The organism is Ehrlichia ruminantium str. Welgevonden (genome assembly GCF_000026005.1).
Lineage (GTDB): Bacteria > Pseudomonadota > Alphaproteobacteria > Rickettsiales > Anaplasmataceae > Ehrlichia > Ehrlichia ruminantium.
On the sequence record NC_005295.2, the window covers coordinates 558,580 to 574,775 of the forward strand.

The window sequence follows — 16,196 nt, forward strand, 5'->3', positions numbered from 1 at the left end:
TTTTACCTAATGAACATATCAAGTGATTTTATTATTAGCATTAACTTACTTAAATCAAGCTGATTTGTATTTATTTCATTTAAAAAATTGTAATATCTATTTAATTTATCTTGGTTTTTACTATGCCATTCTTGAATTGTATCATTAATGATATCACAATCTTTATCTAATTTAAGTGCTAGTGATAAAGTAGGTTTTGCTTGTCTTATAATATTTTCTGTTATTATATACTGGTAGTCGTTTAATTCATCAAGCAGGTTCCTAATAGCAACACGTTGCCAATATGAAGAGCTTAATTCCATATCTCTTGCAAGATCACGTATACGATTAAAGTTTAGTAAAGATCTGAGTTGAAAATATAGTTTTCCTACAGTTAGTATTGGTAAATTAGAACTGTTTGTGAGGTGTATTATATCTAGGGATACAGTAAGAAATTTTAGCGCAGTAATCTTTTGTACAACTGATTTATCTATGTTATGCTTAGTTAGAGAAGAGAGAGTATTATTATATACTTCTAAATATTCATTATATAAAATATTAGTTATATTTTCTTCTATGATACGTATTTGAGATGATAACTCATTTAATTGTGTATCAATGTTTACAAATTTAGAAGAATTTCTCATAAACCAAAAGGTTATTTGTCCAACAAATCTTTGTACTTCTCTAATTAAGGTAGTATATATACTAATGTGAATTTTGCTATCTAATGCATCTAATGCTTCCCATACTTCGTATAGATTATATATATGAGTGGTTATAATATATATTTTGATTACATTTTCAGCTGTAATACCAATATTTTCAATAATATGGTTAACAAAAGTACATCCCATTCTATTGACTATGTCATTTACTATACATGTTACTAAAATTTCTTTTTTTAGAGGGTGTTGTCTTATGTAAGGTGCAAAATTATCTCTTATATATTGTGGAAAGTAGGACAATAAATACTGGGATTCATATAAATTTGATAAACTACTTGAGTGATTAAAGATATTAGATACCATTACTTCATTTTTTAAGAACATTCTAGTATATGCGATAAGAATAGCAATTTGAGGGCAGGTAAAACCTTTCTTTTCAGAAGTGATTTTTATTATATCTTCATCACTTGGTAAGAACTCTATTTTTCTGTTCAGGATTTTAGTTTTTTCTAAATATTTTAATAGTCTATGATGTTGTTCTATTCTATCTTGAGCCTGTATACACTCTAGCATTAAAGCTTTTGTTTCTAATTTATTATGAGATTCAAGAACCATAGATGGTACATCATGCATAATATCGTCTAGTATTTTATTACGTTCAGAGATAGTAATGAAATTACTCTTTATTGCTAACCTTAGACATATTTTTATATTGATTTCAAAATCAGAACAGATTACTCCTCCAGAATTATCAGTAAAGTCAGTATTAATTTTTCCTCCATTCCGTGCATATTCTATTCTTCCAAGTTGTGTAGCTCCTAAATTACCGCCTTCTATTATCATTGCTGCTCTTACTTCACATCCATTGACTCTTAAAAGATCATTAGCTTTATCTGCAACTACTGCATTACTTTCCTGTGAAGATTTTATATATGTGCCTATTCCTCCGTTCCATATCATGTTAACTTCGGCTTTGAGTAGATATGTGATTAAGGTATTTGGAGATATTTGATCCTCTGTAATATTAAGTAGGTTTTTTATTTCAGGAGTTAGTTCTAACATTTTAGAATTTCTACTGAAAACTTTTCCACCTTTTGAAATATAGTCTTTGTTATAATCTTCCCATGAAGAACCAGGAAGGTGGAAAAGGCGTTTACGTTCTAAGAAGCTTTGTTCAGGGTTAGGTGATGGATCAATGAAAATATTCTTGTGGTCAAAAGCCCCAACTAAATGTATTTTATCAGATAATAACATACCGTTTCCAAATACATCTCCAGACATATCACCTATACCAATTACTGTAAATGGTTCAGTGTATATATCTTTATCCATAAGCCAAAAGTGTCTTTGTGCAGCAACCCATGCTCCTTTTGCCGTGATTCCAATTTTTTTGTGGTCAAATCCTATTGAGCCACCAGATGCAAAGGCATCTCCTAACCAGAAGTTATATTCTTCAGAAATCTCATTTGCATAATCAGAAAATGTGGCAGTTCCTTTATCTGCTGCTACTACTAAATATGGATCATAATCATCGTATTTGATAATATTATTAGGTGTTACATATTTGTCATCGATGATGTTATCAGTAATGTCTAATATTCCTCTCAAGAAGTTTTTATAACATTCGATAGCGGTGTTTTTAAGTAAAGAGGGATTTTTAGGTGCACGTTTTAAAATAAAACCACCCTTAGAACCTACTGGGACAATGACAGAATTTTTTGTCATTTGTGCTTTCATTAATCCGAGTATTTCTGTACGAAAATCTTCTGTCCTATCAGACCACCTAATTCCTCCACGTGCAACTTTACCGCCTCGCAAGTGTATAGCTTCAAATGAATTAGAATAGACATATATTTCTCTAAAAGGACATGGTAAAGGTATATTTGGTACTTTGCTTGAGTCAAACTTTATAGATAAATATTCTTTTCCTGTATAGTAGTTTGTGCGTAAAATTGCTAAAATAAGTGCGTATATGCATCGTAAAATGTGATCATGTACTACATCTGTTACTTCTGAAAGTAGATCATTAATTTTTTCTTTGATAGAAACAGACTCTTTATTATTATTTTGCTCTGGGTTAAATCTAGATTCGAACAATCTAATAAAATTATATATGATTTTTGGATATTTTGTGGCAACTTTTTGAATATAGATCTGACTATAGTTGAATGATATTTGTTTTAGGTATCTACTTAATGCTCTGATGAGCATTACTTCTTTCCAATGCAAACTTGCTAATATAATTAGGCTATTAAAGTAGTCATTTTCTATTTCTTTAGCAAATACTTTTTTTAGTGTAGTTTCAAATTGTTCTTTTATGTTATTGTGATTGAAAGATTGCTTGGTATTTGACAGTATAAAGTGATGTAAATATATAGTAATTTTGGCTGTAATAGTGTAACTATGGTGTAAAATTATACTTGTTCCCATTTTGTTTACTATACTTAGTATTTTTGAAAGTTGTAAATTACTTTCTTGAGGGATATATATTTTTAATTGATAATGAACACTATTTTTAACCAAATAAAGATCTGCTTCACTTGTATTATACTTATGGACCTGTTCTAGCTTAATAATATCATGGTATGCGCTTTTTGGATTAAAATACTCATGGTAACTTGGTGGAAATGCTGTGAGATAGTGTAAGAAAGGATTAATTGATCCTAAATTACAACACATGACATCTTGTAATTTGTGTTCCCACTTTCTTGATGCTGCGATTAACTTTTCTTCAATTTCTAGTTCTGATATATCATTGAAATGGTTATCTTGTGCTTTTAATATAAATTGTAGCCTAACAAGATTATATTCATTTAACATATTATAGTGGTGGTTAACAACCTGAGCGGTAAGCATTTGCTCTAAAATGTAGCTCATTTTGTTTGCAAGTTCAGTACTTGCTAAATCTTTTGGGATAAAAATTATACAATTTGCAAAACTATTATTTTTGTCTTTTATTATGAAAAGCTTGATTTTAGGATTATTAGCTAAGGATAAAATTCCCATTGAGATTTGAAATAACTCTTCCTCAGAGAATTGAAATAATTCATCTCTAGATAACCTTTGTAGAATATCAAGTAATGCTTTATTGCTGTGCCCACCTTTGGTAAACCCTGCTTTATCTTCAACAGCTTTTATTTTACTCCGAATTAGTGGAATAGAAGTTGCGTCTTGGAATGAAATTATGGAAGCAAAGAAACCATAGAAGCGGTGTTCTTTTTCTATAATATTGTTTTTATTGAATATTCTAATTCCTATACAGATCATGTACTCATGTTTATGTACTGTAGATAAGATGTTAGATTGAATAATATATACTTGGTCTTTATTGTCAGTTGCTATTTCTGCATGGTTAGATATATTAGTTCTTTGTAGTCCAAGATTAGCTGTAGCATTAAGTGTTAGTTTATTTTGATTGATAATATACTCTTCATATCCTAAAAAAATAAATTTATCTTTTTTTAACCATTCTAAGAATGTGATTGCTTCTTCTATAGTGTTATTTTGTGACCTTACACTAGTTAATGCTTTATCAAAATATTGTAACATTAATTGCCAGTCGTTAACACAATAACTTACTAATTGTAGATTTTTTTCTATATCGTATTTTAGAGATTTTTGAGATTCTTCATCAATTTGACTAATAATAAAATATACAATTGATTCGCTCATTTTATTATTTGATGATGATTGTGCAGGTGATATATTAGATATCTTATGTTTTGTACGTTCAATATTTAATACGGCATTAGTATAGTGATATATTGATGCGTTATGTCTTTTTATTGTAATAATTATAGAGTCTATTATAAATGGTGAGTTATCATTTATTATTTCAATAATAGTTGTTTTTTTTGTTATATCATTATCTTGTTTATCAGTATTAAATATTTGTATCTTACTTTCTTTAGGTTGCTTTTCTTTGATTAACTCAAATAGTGTACGTGCGATAAATAATAAAAAGCTAGGATTAAGTGTAATGTCACTACTGTAATAGTAGCTATAAAATTGTTTTATGAAATCTTGAAACAAATTGTCGTCTTCCTGTGTTATTAATTCTAGGACTGAATTAATAATTTTTTGATTAAAATTATTGTGCATTCTTTTGGTTGTGCTAGTTAACAAAATAATAGTAGAGCATCTTCCTTAAAATAATATTATCTTGTTTAATATGCAATTAATTATTTTAAGTATATTACGTACTAGTATTTATGATAAGTCTTGAGAGTATTGATTTTGATGTATTTTCGAGCATACTGTAATATATATGCTTTTATTTTTTACAAATGATATGTGTTCTGTAATTATTAATATATTAATATGTCACTTAAAGAGGATTACTTGGAGTATATTAGGTCACTGGTAGTGTTAAGATGTATTATCAGATTAATTTCTAAGCTATGTGGATTACAATTAAGATTGTTTTGTAATGCTTTACTTATAGATAAAAAGATTTTATGAATTAGCTCGTAAAAAGTTGTGTTTGATGTTGTAATTTAAAATATGATATATAAATTTACAGTAAGTTAAAATATATAATGTATGTTAACAATTATAACATAAATGTATATATTCTATAATAAAAACGTTTGTACATTCTTAAAAGAAATTTATAGTGTAGTATTTTAAACTTGTAGATGGTACGAATATATAGTAAGTTATTTATTAATTAATTGGTATGTTTTTTTTAATATGTAATCTGTGGTTTTGGGATGAGTTGTAAATATGTCGCAAAAGGATAATAAAGCGGTTTCAGATTTATTGGAAGAAGTAACAAGTAATGTAGAAGCGGATAGAATTACTATATTTGAATTAAAATCTGTTCTTCATTCTCGTGGTTTTGGTGTATTGATGTTGTTATTCTCATTACCTCTTGCTATTCCAATTCCTGTTCCTCCAGGATATACCACAATTTTCTCGATACCTTTAGTTTTGTTTGCTGTTCAAATGTTATTTGGCTTTCAAACTCCGTGGATTCCTAAATGGTTAGGGAACAAATCTTTTAAGCGTACAACTTTAGCTTTTATTATTGAAAAAACTGCTCCTATATTAAGAAAAGCAGAAAAGCTTACGAAGCCTCGTTTTTTATTTTTATTTAATAGTTTTGGTGAAAAACTTATAGCATTTATTTCTCTAATATGTGCTGTATCGATAGCTATACCATTACCTCTAACTAATTTTATTCCAGCTGGTGGTGTGTCAGTTATGTCTTTAGGATTGCTTAGTAAAGATGGTTTGATGGTGATAATTGGAATGATTATAGCTTTTTTTGGTATTACTGTAACTTTTATGGTGATGATTTTAGGGCCAAAACTTGTTATAGGTATGTTCTCTTTTCTATCAAAGTTTACAACATGATAATATATAATACGTTAACTAGATCTAAAGAGCTTTTTGTTCCTTTAGATGTTAATAATGTAAAGATTTATGTTTGTGGTCCTACAGTATATGATTTTGCTCACATAGGTAATTCGAGATCAATAGTTATATATGATATATTATTTAGATTGTTGAATGTGTTATATCCTAAAGTTACTTATATTCGAAATATTACTGATATAGATGATAAGATTATTAATGTTGCTCAGAATAATAATCAAAATATATATGATGTTACTGCAAGGTATATAAAAGCATTTAATGAGGATATGGGTAGATTAAATTGCTTAAAGCCAACTTATGAGCCAAGGGCTACTGAAAATATAGATGTAATGTTGGCTTTAATCGAAAAACTTATAAATTATGGTCACGCATATATATGTGATAATACTGTATTTTTTGATATTGAATCTTATCCTGCATATGGTAAGTTATCTGGACGTAATATAATGGAGCTTATTTATGGAAGTAGAATAGATATTGAGGTAGGTAAAAAACATCCCGGAGATTTTGTTTTATGGAAACCGGCAACTGATATTGATAATAAACTAATGAGTTGTTGGCCAAGTCCTTGGGGAGTTGGTAGACCAGGTTGGCATATAGAATGTTCAGCTATGAGTTATAATTATTTAGGAGAGAATTTTGATATTCATGGTGGCGGTGCTGATTTACAATTTCCTCATCATGAGAATGAGCTAGCACAAAGCTGTTGTGCTTTTCCTAATAGCTATTATGCAAAGTACTGGATTCATAACGGATTTTTGACAGTTAATCATGAAAAAATGAGTAAGTCTTTAGGTAATTTCTTAACGGTAAGACAGCTATTAGATTCTGGAATTAGAGGTGAGGTAATTAGGTATATATTCCTTAGTACTCACTATAGGAAACCTTTAGATTGGAATGATAATGTTGTTTCCAATGCACAGGAATCTCTTAATCGTATATATATGGCTTTGAATGTTACAGATGAGAGATTATTGTTAGATGATGTGGAAGTATCAGATGAAATAATCAGTTGTTTGAAAGATGATATGAATACACCAAAGGCTATTGCAGTATTACATGAAATGGTAACAAGGATTAATAAAGCTTCTGACATAGATAAAAAAGTATATTTTATAAAGGTTTTAATTAAAAGTGCTAATTTTCTAGGTATATTATATCATTCTTGGCAGGAATGGTTTAAGGTTGATAATGATCAAGACATTATTCAATTAATACATGAAAGAAAAATGGCAAAGACAAATGGTGATTTTAGAAAGGCTGATAGAATACGTCAGATTTTATTAGATAAGGGTATAGTGCTTTCTGATAACAAGGATGGTACTACACTTTGGTATAGGAGTTGATATGTTAGTAAGATATTTGTTAGTAGTTATGTCAAGATATTTATCTATAAAGTAGAATAGTCTCTGTTCCTAAGTAGAAAATATTGTATATGAGATAATTTATAAATTATTATATATACTTTATTGAGTATGGGTATGTTATTTTCTATAATAGGCGTGATACTATATTTTGAGGGGTTATTTAATTTTTGGTTTAATTATTGATTTTTCATAAGTGATTTATTTAGTATTCAAGTTGTAGAATTATTACCTTTAAATTATGGAATTTAGTGTGACAGAGAATAGTTGAATTTTTGGATGCATATTATTGTTTATAATACATATATGATTTGTGAATATGATTGGATATGTGTTTAAATTCTTTTAGTAAGATAATGTGCAAATTCTGTATTTATATAGAATTTTAGGGTCATATATAATAGGTAGTTTCTTCTTTAATCTTAGGATATCTTTTGTATTTTTTTTATTATAAAAACTTATAACTCCTATAAATGGGTATTGGATAAATAATGTTATAGGTATAAAAACTCAAAAAATATCATTTTGTAAATTAGAAATTTAAGTTAAGTGAAATAAAGATTTTATTGCATAAAAAACATGTAGCTTAATATAAACTATGTACTTAATAAACACTTTATATATTTAAAACTTTAAAGAATATTGTTTTTTTAATTAAAAAATCTTTAGATTAGATAAATAGGTATTGAAATTTTCAATTACTATAAATAGTAAAATTATGTCATCTTATTTTTTACTTTTTTTAATAATCTATAAGATTTGTATTTAGCACAAAGACTTCATCTACTTTTATAGTTTAGGGTTAAATACATATCTAAGTTTTAAGCTGAAAAATAAACATAGTAAAACATCAAAACATTGTATTTAATATATTGTTCTATATATTTTTAAACTCAATCTACTGTTTTCTATATAAAGGTAACAAACCATAATGAAACTTATATATAATTTATGTTTTGCGAGATGCTAAAGTTTTGGTGTTACAAGAAGTTAGTTTATCAAACCATGATATTGAGTTATGTATTGATATTGCATCTGATGTAGAAGTAGTAATATTGGATTTACTAACTTTGCCATAAATTGTGACATGCCCAAGTGAAGATACAATACGGCTGTTATCTATTGCTAATGCATTTGACCGATGAGATATATTACCAACATAAACTGAACCAAAGTTTGAAATAAGTTTAGAATTGTGAGTTACTGGGCCAATAACTGTAATATTACCTGTATTTGTAAATATTTCTCCAGAAAATGGACATTCTATAGTAACATTTGCATCATGTAGTAATAATATTACAAAGTTTCTGGTACTTTGAATAATTACTTCTGTGATCCCATATTTATCTAATACTGTTCCATTTTTTGTGGCAACATTCATATATCTTCCTATTGTAGGAGTTAATTTCTCAATAATAATTGTATTTTTTATTCTCGTAATTCCAGCACTTTTTGGGTTAACATTGTTACTAAAAAACTCACTTGGTAATTCTGAATCTGTTGCGTGATTGTCTGTTAGGCTTAATATATTAGGTATAGTATTATTATTAGTAATAGGTAATGGATGATCTTTTAAATCTAATGATATGACAGTAGCTGTGAGTTGTTCATCTGGGTTATGTAGTTCTATTTTTAAATTTGATATATTTCTCTGATAATTTGTTGAATTCAAAATTGTATCCCTACTGATTTCAAAGATTTGTGATTTTTTTTCTTTATTTACGGAACCTACAGAGCTGCTTGTTATTTTTGTTAATATAGAATTATATTTAAGTGATAAGTATGTGTTATGGTTGTTAATTTCAAATATACTAGGTATTGTATGTTTCCGATTAAGTATTCTTCCATTGATTATAACACGACCAAATAAAGAACATATACGAGAGCTTATTTCTCGTTCATTATGTGGCATATTGTTTTTAATTATAATTGTACCATATATGCTATAAACTTTACCAAGTACTTCTTTCCCGTATATAGTAATGTTACTTGTTTCTGATAATACGGTTACATACTCTGGTATATCACAATAAATACGTATATCAGTTCCTGGATCTGATATAGGAATTATATCATGTGTTATTTTTGAAATTACCATTCTTCTTGTTTCACAATATCTATATATATTTTGTGGCAGGGTATAGTCTACTTTTGGATTTGATGTTACGATAGTAAATAGACTTTTTAAATATTGTGCATAATTAAAGAATATTTTATTTTTTAATCCTTTGCAAAATTTTTCTTCTAATGTTTCTTTAAACAAAGTAACAGCAGCTTCTTGTTGATCATCAATTGATCTGTGACCTGTTAATGATGTTTGTTGAGTGTTGTAATATTCAATAAGTGTTTTTAATGTAAAATAGTGTACATGCTGTCTTAATGGATTAGTATATGATATCTTAATAGAACATGTTTTGGTGCCTGGAGCATTTACTGTATTGCTTATAGCATTAGTACTTTTATCTACAGATACGTTAATTATATATTGGTGATATAATATATGTAATTCTTTAATATCATTCCACATATCTTCTGAAGTTCTTTTATCCAAAAGAGGTGGTAATGAATATAAGCAGTGATTTGGTTCTGCTCTTAAAGATTCAGACCTGTCAATTATTGTAGACTCTGCAAGAAAACTATGGACAGAATTTTTGTATCCAGAAAGAGTATCTAGTACTGCTTTTTTAAATGAATGAAAATCTGAATGTAGACCTAGCATTGCTATAATAGACAATGGTATAGCATTTCCAGGATCTAGTAGGTTATATACATATAAGTTATCTATAAGATTCTTTATATATATTTTTAATTGTTCCTCTGTTATGTGAATCTGAGAGTCTGCAAATATTTCAAGTGTTTCACTTGAGATACTCGATTCTTGAGAATTGCCTAGCATAGCATTACATAAATATATTAATAAATATTAGCTAATTTATAATTATAAATAATTTTATATGCAATATATTTTTTTTAATAATTAAGTGATAATTTATAAAAAATATCAGTATCTTATATAAAGAAAAATATTATATTTATAATTTTTATAACTATTTTATACTAGATTTACCATATATTGACTAATAATAATTTAAAATTTTATCTAATGATTATTTTAATATTCCTAATCTTTTAAGTTGCTTTTTCTATCAAATAGTTGTTATAGTTCTGCAAGCAACTTTGTTATACTTAAGTAATTTTTGGTAACATTTAAGATGTCATTACTAGATTCTAGACCAATTTATAAACCGTTTAATTATCCCTGGGCGTATGATGCATGGTTATGTCAGCAGAGGATACACTGGTTGCCTGAAGAAGTGCCTCTTGCAGATGATGTTCAAGATTGGAAGACTGTACTTTCTGATAAGGAAAAGAACCTTTTAGTACAAATTTTTCGTTTTTTTACACAGGCTGATATCGAAGTTAATAACTGTTATATGAAACATTATTCAAATATATTTAAGCCAACGGAAATATGTATGATGTTATCTGCATTTTCAAATATGGAAACTATACATATTGCTGCTTATTCTTACTTATTGGATACTATTGGGATGCCAGAAATAGAGTATCAGGCGTTTTTGAAATTTGAGGTTATGAAAAAGAAATATGACTACATGCAACGGTTTGAAGAGTGTAGAAAGAATGACAAAAGGCATGTAGCAAAAACTTTAGCAGTTTTTGGTGCCTTTACAGAAGGTTTACAATTGTTTGCTTCATTTGCAATTTTACTAAATTTTCAACGTTTTGGGAAAATGAAAGGCATGGGACAAATTATTGCTTGGTCTGTTCGTGATGAAACATTACATACTGAGTCGATAATTAGATTATTTAATACTTTTATTCAAGAAAATTATGAAATATGGGATGATGATCTTAAAAAGGAATTGTATGAAGCATGTAGTGTTATTGTAACTTTAGAAGATGAGTTTATTAACTTGGCATTTGCTTGTGGTGATGTTGAAGGTTTGTCTGCTCAGGAGGTGAAAGAATATATAAGATATATTGCAAATAGAAGGCTAATACAGTTAAATTTAGAGCCTATATACAGCGCAAATAAGAACCCTTTGCTGTGGTTGGATGAAATTCTAAATGGTGTAGAGCACACTAATTTCTTTGAAAATAGAGTAACAGAGTATACACGTGCTGCTACTGAAGGAACGTGGGAAGAAGCATTTGAAGATCATTAGTCAAATGATTGCTTTAGTTCTTGTTGTATAGTATATGATGCTTAATAAGTTTGTTAAGTTTTTGTTTTTTGTATCTATATGTATCAAATATTTTTTATATAATGTGTATTATATATAGATGGTAGTCCTAATACTTATGTTTACGTTTGTAATGCTCTTCAAGGATTCAGTAATAGTATGAATATTTTTACTTTAAAATATCAAGATTTGCTGTTTGTTACTAATGAGTGTTATTGTATATTAATACTTTGTCTTATTGGTGGGTCTATAATATATAACCTAGAAAATGTTATTGGTTGTTTTAGGTAATTATAGATCTATTGTTTAAAAATTGAACATATGGATTAGTTTTTTATAATTTGAGATTGTTTTTAAATAGTATTCTTCCTGATATGTAGTTCTTTTTGTTTTTAAGTAATTTTATAATGTATTTAATATGTAGGTTAATTTACTTTTAGTAGTACCATATGACTTATAAATATTGATTTACTAATAGGTAATCAGCATAAAGTGTATTTCTTTTTATTAATATAATATTGAAAGTAAAGTTTAATATTAGTGAACTTTCTATATATAAAAGTAGTTTGGTTATAATTTTGTGATAATACATTTCTTGATGAATTGGTATTATACCTTTCAGTATAGTTTTGAAGAGTAATATAGAGTACACTATCATTCTGTTGGTGTATGAATGTTTTTGTATGTTTAGGTATTTAATTTATAATTTATATACAATTTTCTAGTATTGTATTTCTAATATTATATGAGATATTTCCCATATAATTTTAAAAGGTTTGTATGTAATATATGTTAAACTAAGTGAGTTTATGGATTTCTCAATATATAAATAATTTAAGTGTACTCATATAACTTATTATGCCATTTGCAATGAGTAACCAGTGTTATTTCTATAATGTGTGGTATTTTCTTATTTTACATGGTTTTGGTTTTATTATACTACTTTTATTATTAACTATTATAAGTATCAAAAGTGTACCTATATAACTTATTATGCCATTGCAATGAGTAACCAGTGTTATTTCTATAATGTGTGGTATTTTCTTATTTTACATGGTTTTAGTTTTATTATAGTACTTTTATTATTAACTATTATAAGTATCAAAAGTGTAACCATATAACTTATTATGCTATTGAAATGAGTGACCGGTGTTATTTCTATAGTGTGTGGTACTTTCTTATTTTATATGGTTTTGGTTTTATTATACTACTTTTATTATTAACTATTATAAGTATCAAAAGTGTACCCATATAACTTATTATGCCATTGCAATGAGTGACCAGTGTTATTTCTATAATGTGTGATACTTTCTTATTTTACATGGTTTTGGCTTTATTATACTACTTTTAGTAGTAACTATTATAAGTATCAAAAGTGTACCCATATAACTTATTATGCCATTGCAATGAGTAACCAGTGTTATTTCTATAATGTGTGGTATTTTCTTATTTTACATGGTTTTGGTTTTATTATACTACTTTTATTATTAACTATTATAAGTATCAAAAGTGTACCTATATAACTTATTATGCCATTGCAATGAGTGACCAGTGTTATTTCTATAATGTGTGATACTTTCTTATTTTACATGGTTTTGGTTTTATTATACTACTTTTAGTAGTAACTATTATAAGTATCAAAAGTGTACCCATATAACTTATTATGCCATTGCAATGGGTGATTAACGTTATTTTTATAATGTGTATACTACTTTCTTATTTTACATGGTTTTGTTGTGATACTTTATTATGATTATTATGGTCAGTATCAAATCTTGCTGTATAAAAATTGTTTTACTGTTATTTAATAAGAAATTGTCATATGGTACAAATAATAGTTGTAGGTATATAATAACAATATACTTTGTCAATTAATGTTTGGTTCTTCAATTTGGTTCATGTATTCAATATTTTGTATTGCGATTTATAACAAGTCTTTTGTAAATAAAAACTTATACTAGTACATGCATAGATGTAGAAAAACCAAACATTAATTTATCAATAATTATTGATTGTCTGAGGAATCTTTATTATTTTTATGAGTAGCTACTGTTAATGCATATACACATAGATCTGCAAAACAGATACCATTCTTTTGTGCAAGTGCATATAGTTTTGACAAACTATCTTTAATTTTTTCTGGTATATTCCCTCCACGTTCTTTTGCTAGCCAATTATCTTGGTGTTGAATTGGATGGTTTTCTGGTTTTGGTTCTCCAATATATATTGCAAATGGTGAATTTTGCCCATTGAAATTACATGGTACAATAAATTTTTTTATTCCTGGCATTTGTACTACCTTGAACGACTAGTGGTATTTTTTTTGTATTGTTGTGTTCTAGATAATATTGCTTTGGCAATGTGTCTTTTTACTCTTGATTCTGGTGCAACTGATACTCCTTCATTGACTAGACTTTCTGCAATTAACAAAATTTCTTTTAATAACTTTATATCATAATTTACTAAGTTAAGGAGTAAAGCGTATGCTGTCTTGTAACTTATTTCATCTTTGCTTGATATAACATTAGTGTCAATGTTGGTTTGTTCTTGATTTTTAATGTAATGATTATTGGTAATTTGCTGTATGTCTTCGCATTCTATTTTATTAGATGTGCTGTCTATTATGGTATTTGATATATGACACTTAGGAAATTGGGTGTGAGTCATATTATGAGTCTCTGAATTATTTGAATTTCCTGTATTATTTTGGTAAGGTATTGAAAAGGTATAGTTAATACTTTGTATATTTTCTTCTTGAGAAATAAAATTAAAATCATTCTTTATTTTAGTTGAAGTGTTATAAAAATTACCACTTTTGTTGCCTAAATTTCCTAAATATTCTTGGTTTACTTTATTTTGAAAGTTAGTGTGTAATATCATAATGTCCAATGTAATTTACAGCCATATCTATTACTTATATCATAACCACATAAATAAGACATTAATAATTATGCATTCTTACTTAAAAAAAGTTATTTTTGATAATGGTGGTGCTATATCAGTTGAACAATTTATGAGGATTGCTCTTTATGATATGAATTGTGGTTATTATATGACACAAATGCCATTTGGTGTTTTTGGAGATTTTGTTACTTCTCCTGAAATATCTCAACTATTTGGGGAAGTAATAGCATTATGGGTATTATTGTATTGGGAAAAAATGGGATCTCCCTCAAAATTTGTTTTATTGGAACTAGGACCAGGCAGAGGAACATTAATAAGTGATATTATTAGAGTTCTCAAGAAATTTAAACAGTGTTATTCTGCAGTTGATATTTATCTTCTTGAGGTTAGTCCTAAATTACAAGAAGTGCAGTATAATACTTTACAAGATGTAGGTGAAAAAGTACTATGGTGTCGAAATATAAATAGTATTCCGAATTATCCTATACTAGTTATAGCAAATGAATTTTTTGATGCTTTGCCTATTAAACAATTTATATGTATTAGTGATTCTTGGTACGAAAGGTATATTACAGTAGAAGATAATAAGTTTAGATTTATTAATAAATTAATAGATAAAAATTTTCAAATACTAAATGTAAATAATATTAACGACCCGATTATAGAAGTATGTGATGATGCTATATCAATTATAAAGTTAATAGAGCATAAAATTTTACAAAATAAAGGTGCTGCAGTAATTATTGATTATGGATATATAGATCCTCCATATAAGAGTACTATGCAATCCGTGAAAAACCATCAATATAATAATATATTTGAAAATGTTGGTAATAGTGATATTACTGTGCATGTGGATTTTACAGCTTTAAGGAAAAGTTTATCTTTTTTAAATTCATATATTATGACCCAAAGAGATTTTTTGTACAATTTTGGTATTAGGGAAAGGTTACAAATCTTAATTGAAAATGCTACAGAAGTTCAACAACAGAATTTAATGACTGGATTTTTGAGATTGACTGAGAATATGGGTAGTATGTTCAAAGTTTTGTTGATTAATCCTTAACAAATTAATACATGTATTTTACAATATACTAGTTGAATGTAATAGTGTTTATATTCTTTATTTATAGTGCTGTATATTAATTTTTTGAATAGTTTTCCTAAAATAATGTTGTAACTTACTTAGCTTTGGGTAGTAGAGATTATATAGGTAGTTGTTTATATGAGCATATATATCTTTTTTATATAGTTCTAGGTTAATTTTTTGGATAATCTCCCTAAAGTCATGTTGTAATCTAATTAGTTGTGGATAATGCAAGTTATATAGTTGGTAGTTTAGTTATGAATGTGTGCATATTTTTTTTATTTATAGTGTTGTATATTAATTTTTTGAATAGTTTTCCTGAAATAATGTTGTAACTTACTTAGCTTTGGGTAGTAGAGATTATATAGGTAGTTGTTTATATGAGCATATATATCTTTTTTATATAGTTCTAAGTTAATTTTTTGGATAATCTCCCTAAAGTCATGTTGTAATCTAATTAGTTGTGGATAATGCAAGTTATATAGTTGGTAGTTTAGTTATGAATGTGTGCATATTTTTTTATTTATAGTGCTGTATATTAATTTTTTGAATAGTCTTCCTAAAATAATATTGGAACTTAATTAGTTGTGAGTAGTAGAGATTATAT

The 16,196-nt window shown here is 27.1% G+C and carries 8 protein-coding genes; 4 read left to right on the forward strand and 4 right to left on the reverse strand.

Annotated elements, in window-relative coordinates; all coding sequences use genetic code 11:
• Positions 1–2: 2 nt before the first annotated feature.
• Positions 3–4,748, reverse strand: coding sequence for an NAD-glutamate dehydrogenase (locus ERUM_RS01760; RefSeq protein ID WP_231837241.1), 4,746 nt, complete (start codon positions 4,746–4,748; stop codon positions 3–5).
• 624 nt (positions 4,749–5,372) lie between these two features.
• On the opposite strand from ERUM_RS01760, the gene ERUM_RS01765 reads away from it, so the two are divergent.
• Both ERUM_RS01765 and cysS read left to right on the forward strand, forming a co-directional pair.
• On the forward strand, positions 5,373–6,005 hold the full coding sequence (locus ERUM_RS01765) for an exopolysaccharide biosynthesis protein (protein ID WP_011155005.1): 633 nt from the start codon (positions 5,373–5,375) through the stop codon (positions 6,003–6,005).
• Positions 6,002–7,375 (forward strand): cysteine--tRNA ligase, encoded by a 1,374-nt coding sequence (gene cysS, locus ERUM_RS01770; protein ID WP_011155006.1) that lies wholly within the window; start codon positions 6,002–6,004, stop codon positions 7,373–7,375. The genes ERUM_RS01765 and cysS overlap by 4 nt, the downstream gene beginning before the upstream one ends.
• A 967-nt stretch (positions 7,376–8,342) precedes the next feature.
• Here the strand turns inward: cysS and ERUM_RS01775 are convergent.
• Positions 8,343–10,289 (reverse strand): hypothetical protein, encoded by a 1,947-nt coding sequence (locus ERUM_RS01775; RefSeq protein ID WP_011155007.1) that lies wholly within the window; start codon positions 10,287–10,289, stop codon positions 8,343–8,345.
• Between the two features lie 316 nt (positions 10,290–10,605).
• On the opposite strand from ERUM_RS01775, the gene ERUM_RS01780 reads away from it, so the two are divergent.
• Positions 10,606–11,580, forward strand: coding sequence for a ribonucleotide-diphosphate reductase subunit beta (locus tag ERUM_RS01780; protein WP_011155008.1), 975 nt, complete (start codon positions 10,606–10,608; stop codon positions 11,578–11,580).
• Between the two features lie 2,023 nt (positions 11,581–13,603).
• On the opposite strand, the gene ERUM_RS01785 is transcribed toward ERUM_RS01780, so the two are convergent.
• Together ERUM_RS01785 and ERUM_RS01790 are read right to left on the reverse strand one after the other, a co-directional pair.
• Entirely contained in the window at positions 13,604–13,888 is a 285-nt protein-coding gene (locus ERUM_RS01785; protein ID WP_011155009.1) for a DUF2610 domain-containing protein, read from the reverse strand.
• 5 nt (positions 13,889–13,893) lie between these two features.
• Complete coding sequence (locus ERUM_RS01790; protein ID WP_011155010.1) at positions 13,894–14,478, reverse strand: hypothetical protein; 585 nt, start codon at positions 14,476–14,478, stop codon at positions 13,894–13,896.
• A gap of 70 nt (positions 14,479–14,548) precedes the next feature.
• On the opposite strand from ERUM_RS01790, the gene ERUM_RS01795 reads away from it, so the two are divergent.
• Entirely contained in the window at positions 14,549–15,568 is a 1,020-nt protein-coding gene (locus ERUM_RS01795) for a class I SAM-dependent methyltransferase (protein ID WP_011155011.1), read from the forward strand.
• Positions 15,569–16,196: the final 628 nt, after the last annotated feature.